This window comes from Rhodococcus sp. IEGM1428 (assembly GCF_050321865.1).
Classification (GTDB): domain Bacteria; phylum Actinomycetota; class Actinomycetes; order Mycobacteriales; family Mycobacteriaceae; genus Rhodococcoides.
Genome location: NZ_JBNQFW010000003.1, coordinates 285072 through 311168, shown reverse-complemented (window position 1 = coordinate 311168; position 26097 = coordinate 285072). Strand labels below are relative to the sequence as shown.

Sequence of the window (26097 nt, the reverse complement as noted above, 5' to 3'; positions counted from 1 at the left end):
TCGACCGCCGTGGAGGTGTTACCGCATGCCCGACTAGTAGCGTGCTGGTTCATGAGAATTCTTGTCACGGGTGGGGCCGGGTTCATCGGCGCGAACTTCGTACATCAGACCCTCGCGCAGCGCCCCGACTCGCAGGTCACCGTGCTCGACAAGCTCACCTACGCAGGCAACAAGGCATCCCTCGAGCCAGTCGCCGACCGGATCGAGTTCGTGCACGGCGACATCGCCGACGCCGACCTCGTCGACCGCCTCGTCCGCGAGACGGATCTCGTCGTCCACTTCGCCGCAGAATCCCACAACGACAACTCTTTGACCGACCCGTGGCCGTTCGTGCACACCAACGTCATCGGCACCACCACGTTGCTCAATGCGGTCCGCGAACACGACGTCCGCTACCACCACATCTCCACCGACGAGGTGTACGGCGACCTCGAACTCGACGATCCGGCACGCTTCACCGAATCGACCCCGTACAACCCGTCGAGCCCGTACTCGTCCACCAAAGCATCGAGCGATCTGCTGGTGCGCGCCTGGACCCGCTCGTTCGGGGTCCGCTCCACCATCTCCAACTGCTCCAACAACTACGGCCCCTACCAGCACGTGGAGAAGTTCATCCCGCGCCAGATCACCAACATCCTCAGCGGCTCACGCCCCAAGCTCTACGGTGCCGGGCAGAACGTGCGCGACTGGATCCACGTGGACGATCACAACAGCGCCGTCTGGGCCATCATCGACGGCGGCCGCATCGGCGAGACCTACCTCATCGGAGCCGACGGCGAAGCGAACAACCGCACCGTCCTCGAAGCGATCCTCGAAGAAACCGGCAACGCACCCGACGCCTTCGACTTCGTCACCGACCGCCCCGGTCACGATCTGCGCTACGCCATCGATTCGACCAAGCTACGCACCGAATTGGGCTGGACGCCAACCTATATCGACTTCCGGGCCGGCTTGAAGGCAACCGTCGACTGGTACCGCGACAACAAACAGTGGTGGCGACCGCAGAAAGACGCCACCGAAGCGGTCTACGCGCAGAAGGAATCCGTGGTCGCGAAGTAGGTGGCGGGCGAAGGTCTGCCGGCCGCGTCTTCCAGAAGCAGAATCGGATGCGGGCGGCAGCATTGGCTGCTCGTGTTGTCCATACGTCGAACGGCAGCCATAGTTGGAAGGTGACATCGATCGTAAAACCGAAAGCGCGGCAGCATCTCGCTCTGCTTCGTGGACCGATCCTGTCCCTCGCGTCCCAAGGAACCGGGGTTGTTCAACTAGCGCTTTTGATTTGGCAAAACGGTGCCAACACCTCGACTGACGCGTACTTCTATCTCTGGAACCTCGGGTTACTGCCTACCTCGACTCTCCTCGTCGGGGTGTTGTACCCGATGCTGCTCAGCGAGCGTCGGATTTCCAGGGGAGGGGTGAATATCCTTCGTTGGTCAACGCCGGTCTTAGGTCTTGCCTTCGTAGGGGTAGGGGCCATCTGGCTCGAGTGGAACGGGAAGCTCGGCAGTGCACTCCTGCCAATCGTTGTCTGCAGTGCCGCGAACGCGTTCGTGCAAGCGTTGGTCTGGTCTCGTGCAGTGCTTTCCGAGGCTGAGGGTGACCCTCGTTGGATGTCCGGCATTGCGCTTCCCGCCAACATCTTGGCGGTCGCGACGCTGATCGCACCATGGAGCGACCCCGTTCATGCAGTCACTGCCATGCTCTGCGCGCTGATCGTAGGCAATGTTGGACTTCTGATGGTTATGCGCATGATGGGAGTCGGACAACACATCCTCGACACGGTCCCCAACCAGACATCTGGGTCGAAGTCAGGTGCTGGGTGGTTCTTCGCACGTTCGAGTGTTGGGCAGGTAGCCCTAGTCCTGATCCAGTCGACGGCGGTACTACTTCCAGCATCTAGCCTGACGATCTTGAGTGTCGCTACAAAAATTGTTGGTGCCGCGTCGGCCACCCTCGTGAACGCAGTAGTGCCGACCCTAGTCCATCAGTCCACTGACTCGCCCAAGGCCGGACACAAATTCCTGACTGTCCTATGGATCGGATTAGCACCGATCGGAATTGTCGGCGGTGTCATTGCCGCTGTCTGGTTCCGGGAATTTTTGATACCGGTCGTCATCGTCGGCGTTTGGCTCGTCAGTGCCACCACTGCCGCGGTGGCTCAGCGAATGACATTTCGCTTCCTACCTCCGAGCGCTTCCCGCCTGACCATGGTGTCAGTCTCGGCTGTTGCCCTGGCCGTCATTGCTTCATCCCGCATGACAACTTTCGACCTCAATGTCCTACTCGCCGCATATGCAGCGGTGGATGCCGCCGGTGCCGTGCTTCTCTTGCTTGCTCTGAAGAACAATTGGATTGGGCTTTGGACTTTGTTGTGTACCGCCTTCTTGGCTGGTACATGGATCGGCAGCCTTACTTCTTAAGACGACAAAATGGCTACGCCGCCCCGGCGGTGCGCTGTCGTGCGTTTGAATACAATTCGGTCCCCATTCCGCAAAATCCGAGCAAAACGGGGTAGCCTCCTGCTTTGGCAGAGATCAGTGGATCCTAGGACTGAAATTCGGGAGTCGACATGCTTGCAAACCGGTATGCCCATCAAACACGCCAAGATCGGGCAGACCGGCATTCTCGCATAACGGACAAAGTTCCCAATTTTTCCGTTCTCAGGATCTACGAATCCATCCGCAGTACCCACCTATCGGATCTTCGAACGATGACCACCGGCCATCTCTTGTATCGCGAGCGGATGTACGACTTCGAGGAGCAACTCACCGAGAACATCAGCCTCCAGCGGTCGAGCCGCCTTCAGACGGTCTGGCGCATACTGACCGCAAACGAGCAGTTCATCGAGATCAACGAGCCGTTCATGGTGAGGGCTTGGCCATCACTTGTTCTCTACACGACTGCCGCAAGGATTTCTCGCAGCGTCCTTCGCAGGCGGTTTCAACTGACTACATACGCAATCGAAAACAACTCACCGATACTGCCGATCCGAGATCTTCTTCCAATTCCTCCAAGTTGGGTGAAATTCTTCGTTCGATCGATCTGCGCGTACCTCATAAAACCAGTGGACCGAATCGCATTCGGCACCCCCGGTGCCGCAAGCAATTACCGACTGCTGGTACCGAAAATACTGTCTCACATGGATGTCACTGAAGCTCTGGAGTTACCTACGCCATGCACCTGCCACGGTCCCGCAAAGAAAGCGAACCTACTCTTTGTGGGTGAGTTTTCGGATCGTAAAGGAATCAGACAAGCGATGCGTCTCTGGGACGAAGTATGGGATCGCGCGGACATCACATTCACAATAATCGGTCAGGGACCGCTTCTTGACTTTGTAGTTGCCTGGAGCAAATCTCACTCCAACGTCCAAGTGGTCGTCGACCCTCCACGTGACGAAATACATACCCATCTGCGTCGCGCATCAACGCTCGTTCTACTCTCCCAATCGACTCCGCGGTGGCGCGAACAGATCGGTCTGCCGATAATGGAGGGGCTGGCACATGGCTGCGAGATAATTGCCACCGATCAAACTGGCTACGCCGAATGGCTCAGCGAAAACGGTCACACGGTTGTCCCTCAAGACGTCGACTACAGACGACTTGCCGAGGTGATGCTGGTTAAGACTCGAACACCACGACCAGCAGCCCAGATCGTGGGTACGCTTCCACTCACCAGCTCGAGACACGACTTCGATCGATGGATGAACTCAGCTCGCCCTCACAACGACCCCGAAGCGACGGCTGCTGGACGTTGACCTACCGACCTGTCAGATGGTCCACGGCCGTCAGCACCCGTCCGATGTACGCGTCCAGGCTGAAGTTTTCCGTCCAGTATGCCCTGACCTGCTCGCTATCCAGCGGCCCATCAGCGCACGCGATTAATTGATCGAGAATCGACGCCTCCGGATCCAAGTGTGTCACGAATTTTCCGTCGACGTACCCGTCCATTCCAGTGCATTCCGATGACACCACCGGCAGCCCGCACTCCAATGCGCCGACACACACCATGTGCCCCGAAGCTCTGGGCTTGTTCAAGATCGGCAAAAACACAACGTCACTCGTACTCATGATTCTGCCGAACTCTTCCGAACTCACCCGTCCGAAGTGTTCGATCTCGGCGCGTTCTCCCTGCCACATTCTTGAACCCGAGCCGTCGGCGATGATGAGTCGCACGCTCCGGGTGTCGGCCCGGACTTCGTCGACGAGGGAGCCGATCAGTTCGGTATCGCGATCGGAGGTACCACCGATGAAAATCGTCGGAACCGTCGTTGAGGTCGACGCTGCGGGGTACCCGAATGTGTTGCCGTACAGAACTGCGGTCGCTTTACCGCCCTCATTCACCCACTGTTCGGCTTCGATTTCTGCGGTCGTCACAATCGGGATGTCTTTCAACGACCGCTGAAGAAGCTTCCAGCTGTTGGTGCCAGGCACCGCATAGAGGCCGGTCACCGCAAAAGCGGACACACCAACGGCTTTGAGGGCCACAGCAATCCACGGATTGGCACACAGAAAGCTCTCGCTACCGTGTTGGAGCCTCGCCTTGGCCGCGAGAACAAAGGAGTCCACAGCGATTCCGAAGACCCGTTTGCCGAAGCGCACTCCAGAGGGTGCCGCATGCTCGAAACGAACTACCGACGTCACGCGCCCGGAACGGGCCCATGCCTCGTCCACACGATCTGTACGTCGGCCCAGGGCAAGCATTGTCAACTCGCTGCTCATGACACCGACCCCAGCCAATGGTTCCAGCCGGCCAGGCTGGCCATCCGTACTGCGTTCGACTCTGGCTGATCGCCGAGTTCTTTGCGTTCGAGCGCATACTTCACGGCCTCGGACCATGTTGACGAATACGACGGACCGACGAGAAGTTCGCGGTCAACGCCGACCAACTCGTCGAGGCTGGTTCCGCCTACACCGACGACCGGTGTCCCGCGCTCGAAGCACCTTATGGCCACACCGCTTTGGAAGAACTTCCGATAGGGAATCACGACTACGCTCGCTGAGTCCACGGCATCGTCGAAGTCCTGCTCTGACAAGAATTCGTCAGTGACGGTCCAACCCTTCACTTCAGGCCACCCTCGGCCCAGTATCTCCAGTTCGACGTCCTTGTCGCAGATCGAGACCGCAATCTCCTCGAGCGCCACCAAATCCCTGTCTGGCTTGTATTGCCCGAGCACCCGAACAACGCGCCGGCCGGGCGAGTCCCCTTGGCGTTGTATCGGCGCGAGCACTGGATGTGGCAGCACAGTGCTTTCGATGTTCGAAGACTTGGTGACTCTTTCCGCCGCTTCACTGTGGATGATAAATCTATCGCCAGCGAGTACCCTAGCGAGCCGAATCGAGACTCCGTCGTATCCGACGGACCGCACGAGTGGACTTGGATCATGAAGTACGACAAAAGCTCTGGATCCAGCGAGAAGGCGAACCAGCACAGCGTCGAGATAGCCCAAGGCCGGCCACACCACTACCGTGGTATGGCGTTTCTTGGTCAACCGAGACCGGATCAAGAGACGGAAGTAGGCCGAGAGCCATCCCAACCGCGACCCGCCACTATGGGAGGGCTCGAACGCCGACAACGTAATAGTGCTGTGACCCACTTCTTGAATCACGTCTGTCAATTCGCGTTCGTAATGAGCAAGTGCTCCGCCGAGTGGATTGACGATGACGACCGGGCCGCCTGCTAGGTCGCGCACTCCTCGGGCATCTTTCCAGCCCCTGATCATTGCAGATACGCTGTTCAGGCCCTTCCTGTGCCGTACGTCGGACAATGCTCGATGCGCGATCGACCATGGTGTGGCAGCTATGCGACTTATCGGTGTCCCGTTCCATCTTTGAAACAGCTGCATGTTGCGCCCGAGGTAGTAGGGCGGAATTCCGCCGGACGACTGCCACACACGCGCTGACGGTATCCACAGGATCTTCCATCCGCGATTTCTGAGTGCGACATGGTGATCGACTTCCTCCATGTACATGAAGAACCGCTCGTCCACCGCCCGGTCTCGCAATGCGGATCGCCTGGTGACCAGGAACGCGCCGTCGAGCCATTCCCTGCCCACCTCAGCATCTGCCTGAGGAGGAACCTCTGCGGCTCGGTGGAAGTAGTGCCGAGGCAGCCGGAGCCTCGGAGTGAGCAACCCACCCGCGGACCAGATGAATTCGTCTCCTTCCCCTGAAGTCAGCGTCGGGCCTACGATTGCAGCCTCAGGGTTTCGGTCCAGCGCCGCAACGAGCGTTTCGACCGCGCCCGTCTCGACGCGACACTCATGCGTGGACACTAGGAGATAGTCGTAAGGCACGCCGAGCGAATCTGCATACTCGACACCTTTGTTGACCGCGGCACCGTAGCCACGGTTCTCCTCGAACAAGAGATGCACTCCGTCCGGCAGCAACGCCGCAAGTTCGGCACGTCGGTCGGGTTCTTGTCCGTTGTCTACTACGACCACACGCGTGTTATCGATTCCGTCATCGATCAACAGCCCTACGGTCGACCCAACTGAGTCATAGCTCTTGTGGTGCACCACTACCGCCACCACACGATCGACGCGAGGTCTTGTCGGGCTGGTCATGGGTTCTCATTCCTACTCTGATCCCCGGTCGAGTCATCGAAGCGTAAGTGCTGAGCTTGACTCATCCACTTGTCCGCCGACACACGTCCTGATACCTCCGGCAGTGATGCGATAACTTCGTCGGTGGGCAACGGCATTTTCAAGCGATCGACAATTTCGCCAGCCAGGCTCCTGGACAAATCGTGCACAGGTATCACCGAATGCCCCTGTGCTGAAAGCCAAGTCGCCAATGCTGTCTCATCACTGGTCACCACAGTCGCGCCCACTGTCAGCGCCTCGAGAATGGGCAGACCGATCTGCTCCCTCCACCGACCGTCTCGGACCGACGGAGCTACGAGCAGAGCACTCCGACCGACAATGCTCGAAACCTGGGAATGTGGGAGACGGCCACAGAATTTACGATTCTTGGGGTTCTCTGCGCTCCACTGCTCGACTTGGCGGCTCATCGGCCCGTCTCCCACAATGGTGAGGACTGCTTCCGAACAACATTGTTCCACCGAAGGCCACGACTGCATCAACACGTCAATACCCTTGCGGGCCGCCAAGACACCCACGAAAGACACACGATTGCTCCGAGTCTCATCGACGGGCACGGACGCAGCCACGGAGGCCGGCCTGGCGGGCAGGTTGACCACAACTGCGTGATCGATGCCTCTCACTAGGGGAATCGACTGATAGGTCTCGCGCGATCCCTCGCTTCCAAAACACACACGATCGACGCTGCTTCGGATGGCTACTCCGAGAAGCAATACCAGGGGCCACGCGAAGCCTCTTGCCACCCTTCGATTTCCGAACAACAGAGCGATCGGGTCATTGTTCTCGATTGCATAGACGACGGTCGATCCAGGGGTCCGCCTGACTAATCTGGACGCTTTCCATGCCAGAGCCGCCGAGATCGTCCGCGGAAGGAACCGCACCCACAGGGGCTCAGGAAGCTCCAACACTGTTGCACGCGAGAGGATTACATGCTTGAGCAAGCCCAGCATGGACACTCGCCGGAAATCCCCGGGGATGTGCGTGCCGGGCAGATCCGGGTTCGTTTCGAGGTACAGCGTGTCCGCTGCCGTCAGGTTCTGGCTTCTCTTGACATGATCTGCTCGGAGCTCCGGAATTATGCGAAGAACCGGGGGCGTCTTACCCATCTCGAGGCTAGCTGCCCGCGACACGATTCACGAGCTTGTCGCGATGTACCGTACCGGGTGTGGTGACTTCATCCAGCAATGACTCGTAACTGCTGCACACACCCTCCCAGGTGTAGAGCTCTTGCGACCGCTGAAAAGACAGCGCCGCGGACGAGTCTTGCCACATCCTGTCGGTCATCGCGCGACCCACGGCAGCCGTGATGCTGGGAGGGTCCGGCTGCACGAAAGTGGCAGCCTCGGAAAGCACCTCTCTGTTGTACACAGTGTCGCGGGCAACGACCGGTGCACCGCACGCCATTGCTTGGACCAGCGCGGGATTCGTTCCGCCGACGCTGTGACCGTGAAAATAAGCTCCGGCATGCTGCCAGAGCGAAAACAACTTGTTGTCGTCGCTGACATGACCGAGCCACCTCACGCGAGGGGACTCTTCAGCCAACTTTGCAGCCGCAAGATCCAACTCACCGCCGTAGCCCGTCGAACCGACGATCACCACATTCCACTTCTTACTGAGCTCTTTGGCGGCTTCCAAGAATTCAGGCACTGTGTTCTCGGGTACGAATCGGGCCACGACCAGCACGTACTCCCTGGACTTCAAGCCGTCCACGACCGGAAGTTGATCGGGAGCGTCTCCGCCGTACGGAATGAATACTCCTTCTCGACCGAAATCGCGCTGCCAACGCCGTCGAATCTCGTGTGAGTCGCAGACCAATTCGGAGGCATACTTCGCCGTCAAGCGTGCTCCGCCGCGAAACACGCGCTTGGCGTTGGTCCCCCACTTTGCTCGCTCCCACTCGATCCCATCGACGTTGACCACCGTGGGAATCCCGCGTGAGCGGAGCAGAGGGAGCCAATAACCGTTGGCCACGTTCATGATCAATGCGACATCGGGCTTGCGACGAGCCGCACTGAGTGACGAAGTGAAGCCGTAGCTCAGCGTACTGAGCGACTTGGTTTCGAGTCCTTTGGTCATGACGGATTCCACCCGGGGGTCCAGGAGCCGGTCGTCGGCCTTTACTGCGCCGGGACGCCCGTAGACCGTCACGTCCCAGCCCGATTCGACCAAGTACGGAGCCAGACGCCTGATTAGCGTCTCGAATCCGCCGTAATAGCTCGGGTATCCCCGCGTACCGATGATTGCAACTGACTTGCTCATTGAATTCCTGACTCTCCCGACATGAGAACAGCGCGACGAACACCCGACTTGGGCAAGCTCAATACGCCCCGTCGCTTCCAGCCACGGCCTTCATGGTCTTGGCGATGATGAGCAGATCCCCCACCATCGACCAGTTCTCTACATACGAAAGATCAAGCCGGACAGTCTCTTCCCACGACAGATCGGATCTACCGCTGACCTGCCATAGGCCAGTGACTCCCGGCTTGACCAGTAGTCGTCGACGAACCTCACCGTTGTAGGTCTCGACCTCGCGGCGCAGCGGTGGCCTCGGCCCCACCACACTCATTTCGCGCTTGAGAACGTTGATGAACTGCGGAAGCTCGTCGAGACTGAAGCGCCGCAGAATTTTGCCCACGGGTGTCACGCGCGGATCGTCACGCATCTTGAACAGAACCCCGCCGGCACCTTCGTTTTGATCCAAGAGATGCGCAACTTGCTTGTCGGCGTCGGCGGTCATGCTGCGGAACTTGATCATCGAGAACGGTGTGCCGTCGATGCCCATTCGCTCGGACTTGTAGAACACAGGTCCGCGACTGGTGGTCTTTACTGCGATGGCGACCGCGAGCAGGATCGGCGAGATCAGCACCAGCACCAGGGCCGCGAATGTGAGGTCGAAGGCGGTCTTGCTGAACCGGGTCGCGCCGTTGTACTGAGGCTTCTCGACGTGGATCAGCGGAAAGCCGGCCACGGGACGCATCACCAGACGCGGCCCGGCAACATCGACCACACCCGGCGCGACCACCAAGTCGACGTCCTTCTTCTCGAGGTCCCAGATCATCTTGCGAATGCCCTTGTTTCCGAGGTGCTCGGTTGCGGTGACGGCAACCGTATCGGCACCGCACTCCCCGATTGCGTCGAGAACGTCGTGCTCATCCCCCAGCACCGGGATGTCCGTACCTTCCACATGAACCAGCCCGTCCCGCGGAGCCTCATAGCCGGGCATGCAGATTCCCACCACCGCGTAACCCGAGGACGGAGATTTCTCGAACGACTGTGCCATCGATACCGCGGCCGATCTGCTACCCACGATCAACACCGACGTCTTGTACTCGCCCTTACTGCGCATTCGTGTGACCACCTTGCGCCACACCCAGCGACTCAGCAGCAGTGCGAGCAGTCCGACAGGCAACGCGATGGCCAAATACAGGCGAGCGAAGTCGATGCGGAACAGCAGCGACACGATCGCAATGACACCGAACAGGCGGAAGGTTGCCGAGACGATACGTCGGTACTCCTCCGCGCCGTTTCCGATGACGCGAGGGGATCTGGTGCGGAAGATAGCGAGGAAGGCGATCCATAGCGCAGCAAGGGCAATGGATACCCCGGTGTACGTCGCCGTCGGGAGCAAACCCGTGGTCGCCACATCGCCGTCTCCGAACCGCACGACCTGAGCCAGTGCAACCGACAGAACCACGGCAACGACGTCGGTTACACGCAGCCGCCTGATGTACTGCTCTTCCCACACATGACGCGAAGTGAGGGTGCGTGTTGCCACTGCGCCCTGCCGACGCGGATATCCCCACAGAGAGCGTTGTGCAGCCCCGACAGATGCCAACGTGCTCCCCTCCTCTGCACTTCTGCGTCCACCGGAGGTGAACGCGTGAGTTCGGTTCGAACCAATCCGGAGAGCAACTGGTATCGAATTGAAATAGTCCCATGCTGCTATCCGAAGCACCATCCGAGCGGCGCAGATCACAAACAAATAACAGCAGGTAATCGGTTTACCACACCCTCGCTGACTAGGCGATACGTGTGACAGGAACCCACCGGGTGTAACCGCGCCAGGGCCGAAAAACGTTACACATGAACACAATCCATACGGCAATGTGAGGCTTCACAGGTTGCAGCGCCGTTTATCGTGAGATCGAAAGCCGCACTCCTGCCAATAGCACGCCGAACAAACCACTACACCGCCCCACCAGGGGTGAAACAAGCATTTTGCCGTTATCGACGGTCGCAAGAAGTCGAACAGCCGAGAAGCTGCAACCAAAAGAATGAGCGTGATAATTCATTCCAACGAATGAATTATCGCGCGGATGGTCTGTCGTAGTCAGGGACGGCCGAGCCCGCGGTAGTTCCACCCCGCCGCCCGCCACTGCTCCGGGTCCAGGCAGTTGCGGCCGTCGATGAGGGTCTTGATGCGCACTGCGTCCTCCAGGTCCTTTGGAGTGAGTGCTTTGAACTCTTTCCATTCAGTCAACACCAGCACCACGTCAGCGCCCTCGCAGGCTTCGAGCGCGGAGTTGCTGTAGGTCAGCGTGGGGAACAGTGCCCGCGAGTTCTCCATCGCCTTGGGGTCGTACACGTTGACCGCGGCACCCTGCAGCTGGATCTGCCCGGCCACGTTCAGAGCTGGTGAATCACGCACGTCGTCCGAATCGGGCTTGAAGGCCGCACCGAGCACGGCGACTCGAGCGCCGAGGAGAGATCCACATGCCTCGCGGGCCAGCTCGACCATGCGGGTACGGCGTCGCATGTTGATGTTGTCGACCTCGCGCAGGAACGTCAGAGCCTGGTCGGCACCGAGTTCGCCCGCCCTGGCCATGAACGCCCGGATGTCCTTGGGCAGGCAGCCACCGCCGAAGCCGATGCCGGCATTGAGGAACTTGCGGCCGATGCGCTCGTCGTGGCCGATGGCGTCGGCAAGGACGGTGACGTCTGCACCGGCTGCCTCACACACCTCGGCGATGGCGTTGATGAACGAGATCTTGGTGGCCAGGAACGCGTTGGCCGATGCCTTGACCAGCTCGGCGGTCGCCAGATCGGTGACCAGGAATGGGATCTTCTCGTCGAGCAGCTGCGCGTAGACCTCGCGGGCGAGGGCCTCCGCGCGGCCCGGACGGGAACGGTCGACACCCAGCACCAGGCGATCGGGGTGAAGGGTGTCTTTCACGGCGTAGCCCTCGCGAAGGAACTCCGGGTTCCACGCGACCTCGACGCCGTCCCCAGCGGGTGCGAGTTCGCGGGCCATACTGCCGAGCCGCTCGGCGGTACCCACCGGAACGGTCGACTTGCCGAAAATGACGGCCGGCTTCGTCAGCAGTGGTGCCAGCGTCTCGATGACCGAGTCGACGAACTTCATGTCGGCCGCGAACTCCCCCTTCTTCTGAGGAGTACCGACACCGAGGAAGTGCACCTCCGCGAAGTCTGCGGCTTCCTGGTACGACGCGGTGAAACGCAGCCGGCCGGCTGCGATGTTGCGCTGCAGCACCTCTTCGAGACCGGGCTCCCAGAACGGGACCTCACCGGCTTCGAGCTTGGCGAGCTTGGCCGGGTCCACATCGACACCGAGCACCTCGTGGCCGAGTTCGGCCATGCACGCGGCGTGAGTGGCACCGAGATAGCCGGTACCGAAGACAGTGATTCGCATTTGTTCCATTCCCCGTCGGTCGATCTGAACAATGGCGTACTCGACAAGAGCCCGTGACGACGCGTCACAGTAAGCGCCTGGAGGACACCGCCTTCAGGTCATGCACACACAGGGGAATAGTAAACACAGGCGATCACCGCCGTCACCCGGGAGACCGCAGTCACAGAACTCGCTGAACGACCAGCAACGCGAAGGTTTCTCAGCGGCGAACGGGGAACTGCGGGTTCTCGGGCTCCTCGACGGCCTCGGCACAGCGGTGGATGAAGTCGCTCAGCTCGGTGCGAACCTCGGGGGCAAGCAGATCCAACGGGGCTTCGGTGCCGTGATACTCGGCGAACGCCGATGTATAGGCGTCCACGCTGTCGGAGATCACCGCGTGCAGCGAGGTCGACCGATTCAGATGCACCCGCGCGATCCGGTCTACTCGATCGGACAAGAAATCATGAAAAGAACTCTGCGCCATGGTAATACCGGATCCGTTCTCCGAAATAGTCGACATCTCAATATGATACGAACAAAACCGACCGACTGCACGGTGAACGAGATCGAAAAGAGACCGGCGTCAGTACGCGCCTTCACTCTTGAACACGGCCACCGCGGTCTTGGCGATGATGAGCAGATCCCCCGTCATCGACCAGTTCTCGACGTACGACAAATCGAGGCGCACGCTCTCCTCCCACGACAGATCGGAGCGGCCACTCACCTGCCACAACCCGGTGATACCCGGCTTGACGAGCAGCCGGCGTCGCACCTCGCCGTCGTAGGTTTCCACTTCACTGCGCAGTGGCGGCCGCGGACCGACCACACTCATCTCGCGCTTGAGCACGTTGACGAACTGCGGTAGCTCGTCGAGGCTGAACTTGCGCATCACCTTACCGACGCGGGTCACCCGTGGATCGTCACGCATCTTGAACAACACGCCGCCCGCGCCCTCGTTGAGGGCAGCCAACTCCTGCACACGCCTGTCTGCGTCCTGCACCATGCTGCGAAACTTGATCATCTGGAAAGGCGTGCCGTCGATGCCCATTCGCTCGGACTTGTAGAAAATCGAACCCTTGCTGGTGAGCTTGATGATCACCGCGAGCGCAATGAGGATCGGCGAGATCAGCAGCAGCACCGATGCGGCGAACACGAAGTCGAAGGCCGTCTTGCTGAACCGCTTCGCGCCGTTGTACTGCGGCTTCTCCACATGGATCAGAGGGAAGTTCGCCACCGGCCGCATCACCAGCCGCGGGCCGGCCACGTCCACCACGCCCGGCGAGACGACAAGATCCACCTTCTTCTTCTCCAAGTCCCACACCATCTTTCGTAGGCCGCGATGGCCGATGTGCTCGGTTGCCGTCACCGCGACGGTATCGGCTCCGGAGGTCTCGATGGCCTCGACCACACTGTGCTCGTCTCCCAACACGGGGATCTCGACGCCGTCGATGGTGAAAGACGTGTCGTTGCTGGGCTCGTAGTTAGGGAGGCAGATTCCGACTACGCTGTAGCCCGCTTGGGGGGAACGCTCGAACGATTTGGCCATCGACAGCGCCGAACTACGGCTGCCGACGATGAGCACCGACGTCTGATAACCGCCGCCTGCGCGCTTGCGGGCGACCACCTTGCGCCAAATCCACCGACTCAGTAACAGGCCGATCATGCCGACAGGTAGTGCGATGGCGAGATACAGACGAGCAATGTCGAACCGGAAGAGCAGCGACAGAATGGCAATGGTGCCGAACAAGCGGAACGTGGCCGAGACGATGCGTCCGTACTCCTCCGACCCGTTGCCGATCACCCGCGGGGAACGAGTGCGGAAAATGGCGAGGAACGCCAACCACAACACCGCGAGTACAGACGAGACGCCGAAATAGCTCACGATGGCCCACGGTTGACCGAAGTCGATATCGCCGAAACGGATGATCTGAGCAACCGTCACGGCACCGAGAACAACAAGAGTGTCGGTCACTCGCAGACCCTCGGTGTAGTGCGCTTCCCACTCGCGCCGCGACGTCACCTTCCGCATCCTCCTCGCGTCGCGCCGCGAAACTACCGGATTCTGCGTATTCAGATCGCTGACCGACACTGATGTTCCCCCTCGGTACGTGTGCTCTGTCGAACTTCCGTGATCGACACAGCACCGTGCCTCCCAGTCCTATTATCTGCCTTCGTCGTGCTGAACGTGACTTGTGATAACGATATGTTGATCGACGCGAAGCCGCAGGTCGTTACATGTTTCGAGTGCATTAACCACAGGCGTCCACTGTGTTTCTGGCACTGCCGAATTCCTTGATCTGCTCCCCTCCCGGGGACCAGTGAGCAACAGATTCTCGCGCTATGTCAAGCATTGTCGGTCGATTGCACGACGCGCGGTTCCATTCCTGCGAAGGCCGTCCACATTCGGTGGCCCAGTTCCCGTTGCCCCGCACCGCTGTAGTGAATTTTCTCGGTTTCGCTGTTGTAGAGCCCCTTAGGGCCCGGCACGTACGCAACGTGTGTCCGTCGACGCGGAGTATCGGCATGTACCGCGTCGATGACGGCGTAATTGGGCTCCCCCGCTTCGATTTCGTCCGGCACCATCTGACCCAGAACGAACGGTGCATCACCGAATTCTTCACGCAAGGCATCGATGAGACTGTCGAGTTTCTCGGCGTACACCGGCCCGGTCAGCAACGGCACATCGCTCTCGCCCTGATGCCACAGCACCGCGGCGAGCTCGTTTCCGGGCTTGGTGGCCAGACCTGTTCGGATGCGCTGCACAGCAGCCCAGAACAGATTGACGCGGGCCTCGGTGTCGGCCGGATCCCACGAGATGCCATGGATGCGAGCAAACCCCGAGTCTCCGCGCGCGTAAGGAACGAGCAACACCGGCTTACCCGTCGTATCTGCAAGGTGTGCTGCAAACGTGGGAGCGAATCCGACTGCCTTGGAGGGGACCTCGTGAAACAGTGGATTGCTGCCCGCCACGATGGTGTTCTTCGACCGACCCGACGCCGCCCACTGATGCACCCGTGGATGCGGAGCATCGAGACCGGATCGATCCAACCCACGGCCCCCGCCATGCGCGTTCGATTGCCCCAACACTGCGACCACCAGGTACGGCTCGTCGAACTCCTCCACCGGAATGCCTCGTCCCAGACGCCTCTTGACGACGTCCTTCGCACGCACCTTCAGGTCTTCACGAAATCCCATTTCAATCCCCCTCATCGACTGCAATCGTTCTGCGCCGGTACCCCGGCGAATCGATCACCTATCCACTGATTGACGGCGTCGCCGTTCACGTCCCCGTGCCCCCGCCCGGCCTGTCGATCGATGGTGATGACGTCTCCGAACGCACAAGCCTGCTCGAGTGCCGCATCGGTCCACGACGCGTCGATGAAGGTGTCGGCGTCGCCGTAGGCCACCAGCATCGGTGCCGATGCCGGCCCCGTGGGCACGGCCATCGCCGTCAGTGCCTCGCGCAGTGATGCCGCAGCCTCGTCGGACTTGGGCGCAAAGTCTTTGTCGCCGAGCCGTTTCACCGCATCGTCGCGGGCACCGGCCTTGTCCGGAGTACACCCGGTGAGCGCAGCCCAGTCCTGCGCGGCGTTGCCGCTGCGATAGTCGTCGAGATTCAGGGCAGGATCACGTCGCGACAACGACTCGAGTACCCACTGCAGCAGCGGGCCTTGGTCTTCGGTCAGTGTCCCCGCAATCGCCTTGTCCACCAACCCGACCATGTTCGCACCCGGTGCCAGCGCCACCGAACCGACCAGATCCAACTCGGGGGCGTAGGAGCCGGCGAGTTCGTTCGCGGCCCACGCAGCGCCGCCGCCCTGCGAGCCACCGAACGCGGCCCACCGAGTACCTGCGTCGGGGAAGACTGTGCGCAAAGCCCGCACGGCATCGATGACGTCGTAGCCGGCCGCGATGTTGTCCAGGTACGCGTGACTTCCGGGGTGACCCAGGCCCTCGTAGTCGGTGATGGCCACGGCGAATCCCGCTGTGGTGTAGCCCTGTACGAGCGCCGAAGCACCGAGCAACGAGCTGGATTCCGACGGCGCACAGTCCTGCTCGATGCCCGTTGTGCCATGGGCGTAGGAGATGATCGGCCAACCGCCCTCGGGGGCATCACCGGACGGGGTGAACACCGTGCCCGATACTTCTCGTTCCCCCGCTCCCGGCTGTACCGAGCGATACACCACCTTCGCTGCGTTCACTCCCGAAAGCCGCACCTGGATCGGCAGATTGGGCATGGTCTCGGCACTGACTATCGACCCGCTGCCAGTCCCAGGGTCCGCGATCACCATCGGCTCGGGATCCGAGCCTCCTACCGCCGCCGCGACGCCGCGCTGCACCCCCGCACCGATCGGCACGACGGCGGCGCATCCTGCCAGGACAGGCAGCAGCAGCAATGCGGTGAGCGCTCGATGTGTTCGACGCATGAAACTATTTGCTGGCCTTGAACCTACGGGCGTAGGTCAACGCCGGCTTCTCGATGAAACGGTAGGTCAACGTTCCGAACCCGATGCTGACCGCGCTGACCAGAACGAAATTGCGAAGCATGCCCAACGGGCTGTCGCCGGCCATCCAACCGAAGCGACCCACCATGATCAGGATGGGAAAGTGCCACAGGTACACGCTGAGCGAGATCGTTCCCACATAGCTCAGCGGTGCCCAATCGGCACGTTCGGCGAGCGAGGACTTCTCCCCTCGGGCCAGTGGAACGATGATGAACAGGATGAGCAGGGCCGAGCCGAGCGCGACTGTGGAACTCTGCCAGCGAGAGTTGTCGTCGATCAGCTTCAGTGAGATCGCGGCGGTGGGGATCATCGCGATTCCCGTCCACCACCGCATCTTGGTTGCGATGGCACCCTTCATGATTCCGTTGTCTATCGCGACGAACACCACGGCTGCGAGCATCCCGTACGTGAAATTGTCGGCCAACGACCAGAAGCTACGGCTGAGTACCGCGACCTCGTTGGGTCCCCAATCCAACAACTTCGGATCGGTGATGCCCGATGGCCCCACGAGCGAGGCGGTGTAGAGCTTTCCGGTCACCCCGATGACGAACATGATCACCACTGGAATCATCGCCAGCAGCGGGGCCGAGATGGACGTTCGCTTACGCAGATAGAACGCGATGCCCGTCAGCAGCGGAAGCGCGAGATAGAACGCGAACTCCAACGAGAGCGACCACGACGGGTTGATCCCGGTTTGGAGCATGCTCGGAATGTAGGAGTGCACCAGAGTCAGATTGGCCAGCAGCGTCAGCGGATCGGTGAGCACGCCCAGTCCGTTGTCGGTGAAATGCCGCTCGGCGACGGCCGCGTTCTCCACGAACACCGCGCGCATGACGAAGTTCGCGAACAGGAAGATGAACAGGTACGCGGGGAACACGCGCAGCAGTCGGTGCATCGCGTAGCTGACGTTGTTCGGCATCGGTTTGCCCGCGAACAACTTTCGCACCATCGGCAGGAAGATGAGGAAGCCCGACAGGGCGAAGAAGAAGATCAGACCCTGGCCGAGCAGCCCGAGCTTGTACGTGAGCACGGTCTGCGGCGAGTAGTGACCACCGACGTGCACGGCGAGCACACACAGACACGCAAAGCCACGCGGCCCGTCGAGGCCGAGAATACGAGCGGGTCGCTTCGACTCGCTGCTCACCGGAGACGCAGGATCGGTTGCTGCGGCCGCGGTGCTGTCTGGAGTTGCTGTCATGGCTGCCTTCTGAAGGTCACGGAGCCGGAGCGGGAGCCGGCGGTGGGCAGAAGCTGACGGCCTCGGTGCCGGCGAACCGGTCCGCCAGCCATCCGAACGCAGCAGCACCGTCGATGTCTGCGTGACCGGAATTCGGTTGGAGCACATACTGAATGCTGTCGCCGTTGCCGCAGCCGGCGGCGATCGCCGCATCCGTCCACGGTTGTGAGATCAACGTGTCCTTGCCGCCGTAGATCACCAACATCGGAGCCGACGCAGGCGACTTGGGCAGGCTCATCTCCTTCAGATAACCCTCGAGCGTGGCGGTTGCCTCCGGAGTTGCCGGGCGGAGATCGTCGTCGCCGATCTGAGCCGCCAAGGATGTACGGTCGGCAGCGAGGACGCCGCCACAGGCCGACAGCTCGTCCCACCGCTCGGCCACGATGCCCCTGCGGTAGTCGTCGAGATTCAGCTCGGGGTGAGCCTGAGCCAAGCCCACCAGAACCCACTGCAGCAGCGGCTTCTGGTCCTCAGTGAGGGTGCCGCTCGCCGCCGCCGCGGCCAACCCGGTGATGTCTGCTGCAGGAACCAGGCTGACCGATCCGACCATGTCGAGACCCGCGCCGTAACTCTTCGCCAATTCGTTTGCAGCCCAGGAGGCTTGACCACCCTGAGAACCACCGAACGAAGCCCATCGGGTCGAGGTGTTCGGCACCAACTTGCGGGCGGCACGTACCGAATCGATGAGGTTGTTCCCGACGGTACGTGCATCGAGATACGGGTGATAGGTGCCGTCGAGACCGAGCCCCTGGTAGTCCGAGACCGCAACCACGTGTCCGGAGCGCACCAGCGCCGCAACGATCTGGGAACTGCCGAGCAGCTCCGGGTCGGTCGACGGGCCACAATCCTCGAGCACCCCCGTGGTGCCGTGGCCGTAGGCGATGATCGGCCAACCACCCTCCGGCGCTGTGCCTTCCGGGGCGAAGATGGTGCCCGATACCCGTTGCTCGGATCCGTCCACTCCGGACGTCGAGGTGTACACCACCCGCGCTGCGATGGAGGAGATCCCACTGAGCCGGCGATCGACGGTGAGCAACTCCTCCGCACTCTCCAGAGAGCCCGGGCCGTCGTTGCCGTAATCGGCGGGCAGCGTGGCCCCGACCGCCACGGATTGCGGATCCACCACCGCGTCGTCCGAAGAACACCCCGCCGATATCAAGACCAGCGCCACTGCGCCGGCCGTTGCCGCTCTGCGCAGCATCGTCGTTCCTGTGTAGTTCATCGCTTCTCCCCCATGACTTGCCCCAGCAATTGTTCGACCTGATCGCGATGGTCGATCGAATCTCGCGAAATCCCCCTCGCGAGCACAAGCACACTGCCGAGAACGATCCCCATGACGCCGCCCAGCATCGCGTTGCTCGTGCGTTTGGGGCTGGTTGCCGAGTTCGGAGTGGTGGCCGCGTCCACCAGAGTGAGTTGAGACACCGGCCCGTCGGCCCCCAGATCGATCTCCGCGGCCAGCTTCACCAGTTGCACCGCAACGGAATTGGCGATATCACGGGCGCGGTCGGCGTCGGCGTTCACCACCGAGATCTCGATCAGCGCAGAGCCTGGACTCGGCAGCACTGTGATGTCCTTCTTCAGCTCGGCGGGTTCGATCGGCAGATCCTCGGATGCGATGACCCGTCGGAGCACCTGCTCGCCGGTGGCAAGCTGAACATACGACTCGACGCGAACCAGAGATCCGCGGTTCCCGTCCAACGAATTCTTGGGCGACGGCGGACCGGGCGCAGTGACGAACACTCGTGAGGCTGCCGTGTACGACGGCTCCACGAACGATGTCGCCAACCACGCGACGCCCGCCGACAGTACGGCGGCGGCCACGATCAAAACCCAGCCGGACAACAGAATACGGCCGTAGTCCTTGAGGGTCGGCACACCGGCCGGCGCGATCATCGCTTCTGCTCACACGTGTTGACGGGTCGCTGGCCGGCGAACATGCCCTTGACCCACGGCAACGACCGACTGCTGTCCAGGTTGCCGTGACCTTCACCCTGATGCAGCTCGTATTCCACGACGTCTCCGGAATCGCACGCGCGCTGCAACGCCTTCTCGGTCCACGGTTCGAGTATCAGATCGTCTTCGCTGCCGTACATGACCAGCAGTGGTGTTGTCGAACGCTGTTGCGGCAGAGCCATTGCCGAGAGGTAGCCGCGCAGACGATCCGTCGCCTCCTGGCTCACCGGCTTCAGATCCGAGGGCTCGAGCTGTGTCTGCAACTCGGGAACGTCCAACGATCCCGGCGGGACGCACTCGAGCAGATCGTTCCATCGCTCCCGCGCGAAGCCGGACCGGTAGTCGTCGAGATTCATCTCGGGATGCGAGATCGCCAGCGTATCCAACGCGTACATCAGCAAGGGATACTGCGCTCGGGTGAGCGTCTCGTTCGCAGCCGCGTCGGCCAGACCGGCCATATCCGACACCGGCACCATCGCGGCCGTACCGACCAGCTCCAGTCCGCCGCCGTATTCGGCGTTGCGGTCACTTGCGGCCCACGCCGCCATCCCGCCGAGCGAGACCCCGTATGCCGACCACCGAGAGCTCAGCGTGGGCATGAAGTTCCTGGCCGCACGCACGGCGTCGATCATGTTGTAGCCGAACGTCTTCGAGTCGAGGTAGGGATGGTAGGACCCCTCGAGCCCGAGACCCTGATAGTCGGTCATCGCCACCGCGAATCCGTTCAGAGCGAGAGCGGCCACGATAGGAGCGTTACCGAGCAGGTTCGCGTACAGCGAGGGGCCGCAGGCGTTCAGCACTCCCGTGGTTCCGTGTCCGAACGACACGATCGGCCAGCCACCCTCGGGCGCGGTGCCGGCGGGAACGATGACGGTTCCCGAGACCTCCGTCGGTTGACCGGTGACACCCGAGGTCGACCGATACACCACCCGGGTAGCGGAGGCACCGAGCTCGGTGATGTCGACGGCGATGTCGTCTATCGGTTCGGCCGAGATCAGCGAACCCGGGGCCGTACCACCGAAATTCGACGGAGGAGGCGGCTCCGACGCCGTCGCGGACGCCGTGACCGGAGCGGTCGGCGCGCCGGGAGGGATGACCACGGGTGCCTCCTGCGAACAGGAGACCAGCACCGCCGCGACGGTCAGCACCACGCCGACCTTGGCCGCGCACCTACCTGCCATCGAAGCTATCCTCTGCTCGCCGAGGAGCTCGCAGTGTCGCTCGTCGCCGGCGTAGGCCGGGGTGCTGCGGACTGGGCCGGTGCCGACGGAGCCGGAGTGGAAGGTTCTGCAGCAGAGGGCTTTACCGAGGACTCGCCGGACGACGAAGAGTTTCCACCGAGCAGGCGTCGGGCGGAGGGCTCGAACGTGGTGACGACGCCCAGCACGGTGCCGCTGACACCGTCGAGCACCTTGATCGCACGTCGCAGCTTCTCCCGTGTCGTTCGACCGGTACGCGCGAGAACCAGTGTGCCGTCTGCCAATGCAGTGAGAATCGCACCGTCGGTGACCTCGAGCAGAGGCGGGGTGTCGACAATGACGTAGCGGTAGTCGCCACGCAGTTCCTCGAGCACCTCGTGGGCACGGTCCGATCCGAGCAGCTCGCTCGGATTGGGCGGCACCGGGCCCGAGGGCAGTACCGACACACCGTCGAACACATCGTGCACAACCGCGTCCTCGATGCCGTGCTCACCGGAGAGCACCGTCGACAGTCCGCTGTGCTGACCGATGCCCAGGCGAGTTCCCAGGGCTGCGCTGCGAAGATCGCCGCCGACGAGCAGCACCCGGTGCCCTGCTTCGGCAAGAATTGCCGCCAGATCGATGGCGGTGCTGGTGCGGCCTTCGGCCGCGGACGGGCTCGTGACGGTGATGATGCGCGGCGGCGAGCCACCGCCGAGGAAGCGAATGTTGGTGCGCAGCGCGCGCAGTGGCTCGCCCATCTTGATCATCGACGCCACTGCTGCCTTCGGCCGTGTGGCATCGACCGGGAGTCCGCCGAGAACGGTGCGGCCCGAGATCTCCTCCGCGCGCGACCGATCCCGAACAGAACGGTCCAGCAATCCGCGAAGCAACGCGAGTGCAAGACCGACGACGAGGCCGATGGCAGCACCGAGTCCGAGGACGGTGGTCAACCCCATGCCGATCGGTGCGGCCGGAACATCGCCCTGATCGACGATGGTGGCACCGGCGGCCGGGCTACCACCGCGCTGGGAGGTTTCGAGCTCCTGCACCAACTGGGTCAGCTGACCGGCGACCGCGTTGGTCAAGACCTGAGCGACCGCAGGGTCGGCGTCGGTGGCGCAGAGATCGAGCAACACCGTCTTGTCGATCGGAGTGGCGGTGACGCGTGAACGCAGCTCGTCCGGAGACATGTCCAACTGCAACTGGTTTATCGCCCGCTGGGCAACCTGTGTGCTGGTTGCCAATCCGGCATAGGAGGTGACGCGTTCCTGCGAGAACAGGTTGTTCTGGTAGGCCTCGCCGACCGAGCTGCCACCTTCGGTGGTGACGAACAGACGGGCGCACGCCTGGTACTGCGGCGTCGTGAAGAATGTGTAGGCCCAACCTCCGACGATGCCGACGACCATCGCGAGCGCGACGATCCACCATCCCGCGCGAAGAATGCGCCCGTACTCTCGAATCTCCACGAGTGCTCCAATCGAATGACGTCGGTCAAGGGGAAAGAATAAAGCGCAGCGAACGATTCGGCACGGCGTACATGTTGCGAGCGGGTGAAAGCGTGACAACATCAGTGCCTATGAGCATCACGCAACGAGTCGGTGCGGCGGCCATCGTGGTCGTCCCCGTGTTCGTTACATTCGCAATGATTCTCGGCGGAACTCCAGCGAAACTGGGCGCGTTCGCCCTCGTCGTGCTGACTGTGGGAGCGTACATCGGCCTACGTCATCCGCTGTATCTGACTCGCGCTCTTGCTTTTTCACTCGGCGCATTGCCGTTCGGATATGTGCCCGGCGTTCACGCCCCGTTAATTTTCGCTTTGGGAATCGCGGTCATCCTTGCTACTGTGATCCACCGCACAGCGGTGAGCCGCATCACATGGCCGGAAATGCCGATGATCGCGTTGCTCATTCTCTCGGCATTGTCGTTGTTCGCAACCAGTGGCGCACTCGTCGACTATGTGGAATTCGGCCAATGGGTCGTTTCCACATTGGTCGTCGTCTGCCTGTTGCGTATGCAGCGTGACGAGCTGGCTCTTTTCGGCAGAATCTATGTCTACGCCGCCTCGGCCGCAGCCGCTTTCGCCGTGCTGATCTTCGTCGCGGATCCGGCCGGGAAACTGATTCGCTACCTGTCGATCTTCGGCTACGGCAGCGAAGAAGAAAGCACTCGTTTCGTCTACAGCCCCACCGGAGCCACCACCGTTCGCCTGGCCGGGACGTACATCGACCCCAATGCGGCCGGCATCGGATTCGTCCTGGCCCTGATGCTGTGTGTGCTGCTTCTGCGCGGCTATCTGCGCACAATGCTTGCCGCACTGCTGTTCCTGTCGATCGTCATGACGCTCTCTCGCGCAGCGCTGTTCTCCGTGGTGTTCGGCGTACTGCTGATGTTGGCGTTCCAGCAACTGCGCACTCGTGAGCGGCTCGCCATCGTCGGCTCCTTCGCAGCAGCATTCGTCGGGGCTCTCGCAGTACCGAGTGTGCGCAATCGCGTCTTCTCGTCGTTCGGTAGCGGGGACGCAGGCTCGAGTGCACGCGGCGACGCTCTGGTGGAGTTCCCCGGCCACATGCAGGGCCACTGGATGTTCGGACTGGGCTGGGGCCGTGCCGAATTCAAAGACCCCACGGTCGCTTTCGAAGTGAACTACGTGGCCAACACCCCGCTGCTGACCATCTACCGCGGAGGGTTGGTGGCCGGCATCGCCTTCGTCGCGATACTCGTCGTCATCGCCGTGGTCGGATACAAACTGCTGCGCGCCCGGCAGTGGGAGTACGGGTTCTACGGCGGCGGAATGATCGGCTTCGCCGTCGTCGCGCTGCAACTCGACTTCCCCGTTGTCACGATCCCAGCGACCACGATGGCGTTTTCGGTGATGTACGCCTTTCTCGTCTACGCATGGGAAAAGTCGTCGGAAACCGATCCACTTGCCGACAACGCCCACGCTCTCGAAACGAAAAGCTTGGTTTCACCGAGAGAAGCTCGACCAGCAGTTTCATAACGATCGAGACGGTATTTGGGAATTGCACAAAACCCAGTTTGTAGTGCAATGATTCTCCGCACCGGCCCGTCGAACGTTGGCACAGGCCCCCTGGTGGAGAGAATTGAAGATGGTTCACTTTCGCGGTGGCTTTCGCACATTGATTTCAGCGACAACAGCGATGATCGTCGCTGCCGGTCTTGCATTCGGAGCGCAAGCGCCTGCCCAAGCAGCCCCGACACCTCCCGGTGTCGGCATCTCGGACGGCGGCGGCCTGCTCTGGTCCACGGACGCCGAATTGGACACCACCGTCCAATTCGTCACCGCCATGGGTGTGAAGTCGATGCGCATCGCCATCCCGTGGTCGACCGTCGAACCCACCCAGGGGCAGCTCAACTGGGCACCCGTCGACCGCATTGTGAACAAGCTGCGAGCAGCCAATATCTCGATGCTGGGCATCATCGCCTACACCCCATCGTGGGCCACCTCGCCGGTGAACCAACCCATCAACACCCGCCCTGCCTCGCCGGCCGCATTCGGTGATTTCGCCGGCAAAGTCGCCGCCAGGTACAAGGGCAAAGTGGCCGACTACGAGATCTGGAACGAACCGAACGGGGCGATGTTCTACGCACCGCAACCCGACGCGTCGGGATACACAGCCCTGCTCAAGGCCGCATATCCCAAGATCAAAGCAGCCGATTCGGCCGCGACAGTCGTCGGCGGCGTGCTGGGTGCAGCCGAGCAGGCATACGGAGTGGTCAACCCCGTCGACTTCACCAATCAGATGTACACGGCAGGCGCGAAGGGCTACTTCGACGCGCTCTCCTACCACCCGTATCAGTACTCGCTGAAGTTCTCCGAGGGCCCGTACGTCGATCACTCCCCGGCCCGGCAGGTCATGGACATGCGCGCGACGATGGTGGCGAACGGCGACAGCGCCAAGAAGATCTGGGGAACCGAGTACGGCGTGCCGACCTCGGTGGCCTCGGAAGATCAGCAGAGCGCGATGATCACCGACTTCGTCACCAAGTGGCGTGAGCTGCCGTACACCGGCCCGATCTTCCTGTATCAGCTGCGTGACCAGCAGACCGGCAGCAACGATCCGGAGATGACCTTCGGGCTGTTGCACACCGATTGGTCGGCCAAGCCCGCGCTATGGGCGCTGATGAGCCTGCTGCAGAACAACATTCCGAGGACCCCGGAGTACAACCGCTTCGCTGCCGCTCCCAACAACTTCGGAGCCGTCCTCGGCCCGGTGTTCCCCGTTCGCGACACGTGGGCCCAGTATCGGCAGGACGCCGTGGTGTACGAGATGCCCAACGGATTCGTCGGCGTACCCCGCGCTGTGGCCGAGGCCATCCGGTACACCGGATTCCTACCCACCACACCGTTCAACGGCACCTACCAGGACTTCGACAGCCCCTACGGCCTCCGTGTCTTCTCCACCGCCGTCGGCGGTACCCACAACATCGGTGGTGGCATCTTCAGCGCCTGGGATCCAACCCTGGGCCCTGCCACGAGCGACGAGGTCCCTCAGTACGGCGGCGGCGTGCGCGTGACGTTCCAGTACGGCGCCATCACCTGGGCTCCCTTCGTGGGGACAACCGTCACCCGTTGAATTCGGCACTATCTGCTTGGGAATTCACATACCGATAGGCCCTTTTATTCGCGTTCTGAGTGGACTTTCTCGGCGTCTTCATTGCGGTCAAGTTAACTCTGGGCGAAGGCAGGGTTTCGGCGGCTCGCTGGATTAATTTGCGTTGTGAAGAACCTCACTCAGAGCTATCTATTTGTCGTGGAAACGGATATTCATATACAGCGAACGAATGACTCTTCGTGGCAGGATTACGTCCATTGTTCGTATGTCTCGTCGGGGGACGCCGATTTGTCCACGGTTCCGTCGTGCAGTGCCGCACGCTCGAACCCGGTCGGTGCTCGAGATGTTCTCGCTCCATTCGAGTACGGTTCGACACGATGGGTAACTGATGGATACGAGTATTGTTGTGTCGCATGC

20 protein-coding genes are annotated in these 26097 nt (G+C 61.5%); 5 read left to right on the top strand and 15 right to left on the bottom strand.

Features of this window, described 5'->3' with window-relative positions; translation table 11 throughout:
- The first annotated feature begins 51 nt into the window (after positions 1-51).
- The 3 genes from rfbB to ACQR3T_RS16245 all read left to right on the top strand — a co-directional run bounded on the left by rfbB (position 52) and on the right by ACQR3T_RS16245 (position 3754).
- A complete protein-coding gene (gene rfbB, locus ACQR3T_RS16255; protein ID WP_428694132.1) occupies positions 52-1059 on the top strand; it encodes a dTDP-glucose 4,6-dehydratase in 1008 nt (335 codons plus the stop codon).
- A 110-nt stretch (positions 1060-1169) separates the two neighbouring features.
- Complete coding sequence (locus ACQR3T_RS16250; RefSeq protein ID WP_428694131.1) at positions 1170-2420, top strand: hypothetical protein; 1251 nt, start codon at positions 1170-1172, stop codon at positions 2418-2420.
- A gap of 290 nt (positions 2421-2710) precedes the next feature.
- Positions 2711-3754, top strand: a complete 1044-nt coding sequence (locus ACQR3T_RS16245) for a glycosyltransferase (RefSeq protein ID WP_428694130.1) — start codon at positions 2711-2713, stop codon at positions 3752-3754.
- A gap of 1 nt (position 3755) precedes the next feature.
- Here the strand turns inward: ACQR3T_RS16245 and ACQR3T_RS16240 are convergent, their stop codons facing one another.
- The 15 genes from ACQR3T_RS16240 to ACQR3T_RS16170 form a co-directional block, all read right to left on the bottom strand.
- On the bottom strand, positions 3756-4718 hold the full coding sequence (locus ACQR3T_RS16240) for a glycosyltransferase (RefSeq protein WP_428694129.1): 963 nt from the start codon (positions 4716-4718) through the stop codon (positions 3756-3758).
- A complete protein-coding gene (locus tag ACQR3T_RS16235; protein WP_428694128.1) occupies positions 4715-6562 on the bottom strand; it encodes a glycosyltransferase in 1848 nt (615 codons plus the stop codon). Before ACQR3T_RS16235 ends, ACQR3T_RS16240 begins: the two co-directional genes overlap by 4 nt.
- Positions 6559-7728 carry a glycosyltransferase family 4 protein gene (locus ACQR3T_RS16230; protein WP_428694127.1) on the bottom strand — a complete coding sequence of 390 codons (1170 nt, stop codon included), beginning with the start codon at positions 7726-7728 and terminating at the stop codon, positions 6559-6561. The genes ACQR3T_RS16235 and ACQR3T_RS16230 overlap by 4 nt, the downstream gene beginning before the upstream one ends.
- Positions 7712-8857 carry a glycosyltransferase gene (locus ACQR3T_RS16225; RefSeq protein WP_428694126.1) on the bottom strand — a complete coding sequence of 382 codons (1146 nt, stop codon included), beginning with the start codon at positions 8855-8857 and terminating at the stop codon, positions 7712-7714. Before ACQR3T_RS16225 ends, ACQR3T_RS16230 begins: the two co-directional genes overlap by 17 nt.
- A gap of 58 nt (positions 8858-8915) precedes the next feature.
- A complete protein-coding gene (locus ACQR3T_RS16220; RefSeq protein ID WP_428694406.1) occupies positions 8916-10403 on the bottom strand; it encodes a sugar transferase in 1488 nt (495 codons plus the stop codon).
- A gap of 525 nt (positions 10404-10928) precedes the next feature.
- Positions 10929-12248 (bottom strand): UDP-glucose dehydrogenase family protein, encoded by a 1320-nt coding sequence (locus ACQR3T_RS16215; protein ID WP_428694125.1) that lies wholly within the window; start codon positions 12246-12248, stop codon positions 10929-10931.
- A gap of 199 nt (positions 12249-12447) precedes the next feature.
- Positions 12448-12747, bottom strand: coding sequence for a hypothetical protein (locus tag ACQR3T_RS16210; RefSeq protein ID WP_141215806.1), 300 nt, complete (start codon positions 12745-12747; stop codon positions 12448-12450).
- A 63-nt stretch (positions 12748-12810) separates the two neighbouring features.
- On the bottom strand, positions 12811-14256 hold the full coding sequence (locus tag ACQR3T_RS16205) for a sugar transferase (RefSeq protein WP_428694124.1): 1446 nt from the start codon (positions 14254-14256) through the stop codon (positions 12811-12813).
- 314 nt (positions 14257-14570) lie between these two features.
- Positions 14571-15422, bottom strand: coding sequence for a sialate O-acetylesterase (locus tag ACQR3T_RS16200; RefSeq protein ID WP_428694123.1), 852 nt, complete (start codon positions 15420-15422; stop codon positions 14571-14573).
- 11 nt (positions 15423-15433) lie between these two features.
- A complete protein-coding gene (locus ACQR3T_RS16195) occupies positions 15434-16654 on the bottom strand; it encodes a lipase family protein (RefSeq protein ID WP_428694122.1) in 1221 nt (406 codons plus the stop codon).
- A 4-nt stretch (positions 16655-16658) separates the two neighbouring features.
- The gene (locus ACQR3T_RS16190; RefSeq protein ID WP_428694121.1) at positions 16659-17930 is read right to left on the bottom strand and encodes an acyltransferase family protein; all 1272 of its coding nucleotides are present in this window, start codon (positions 17928-17930) and stop codon (positions 16659-16661) included.
- 16 nt (positions 17931-17946) lie between these two features.
- Entirely contained in the window at positions 17947-19191 is a 1245-nt protein-coding gene (locus ACQR3T_RS16185) for a lipase family protein (protein WP_428694120.1), read from the bottom strand.
- The gene (locus ACQR3T_RS16180; RefSeq protein ID WP_428694119.1) at positions 19188-19865 is read right to left on the bottom strand and encodes a YveK family protein; all 678 of its coding nucleotides are present in this window, start codon (positions 19863-19865) and stop codon (positions 19188-19190) included. Before ACQR3T_RS16180 ends, ACQR3T_RS16185 begins: the two co-directional genes overlap by 4 nt.
- Positions 19862-21106, bottom strand: coding sequence for an alpha/beta hydrolase family protein (locus ACQR3T_RS16175; RefSeq protein ID WP_094619002.1), 1245 nt, complete (start codon positions 21104-21106; stop codon positions 19862-19864). The genes ACQR3T_RS16180 and ACQR3T_RS16175 overlap by 4 nt, the downstream gene beginning before the upstream one ends.
- Before the next feature lie 5 nt (positions 21107-21111).
- Positions 21112-22572 carry a polysaccharide biosynthesis tyrosine autokinase gene (locus tag ACQR3T_RS16170; protein ID WP_428694118.1) on the bottom strand — a complete coding sequence of 487 codons (1461 nt, stop codon included), beginning with the start codon at positions 22570-22572 and terminating at the stop codon, positions 21112-21114.
- A gap of 110 nt (positions 22573-22682) precedes the next feature.
- Between ACQR3T_RS16170 and ACQR3T_RS16165 the strand changes: the two genes are divergently transcribed.
- A complete protein-coding gene (locus tag ACQR3T_RS16165; RefSeq protein WP_428694117.1) occupies positions 22683-24104 on the top strand; it encodes an O-antigen ligase domain-containing protein in 1422 nt (473 codons plus the stop codon).
- A 160-nt stretch (positions 24105-24264) separates the two neighbouring features.
- Positions 24265-25701, top strand: coding sequence for a cellulase family glycosylhydrolase (locus ACQR3T_RS16160; protein WP_428694116.1), 1437 nt, complete (start codon positions 24265-24267; stop codon positions 25699-25701).
- Positions 25702-26097: the final 396 nt, after the last annotated feature.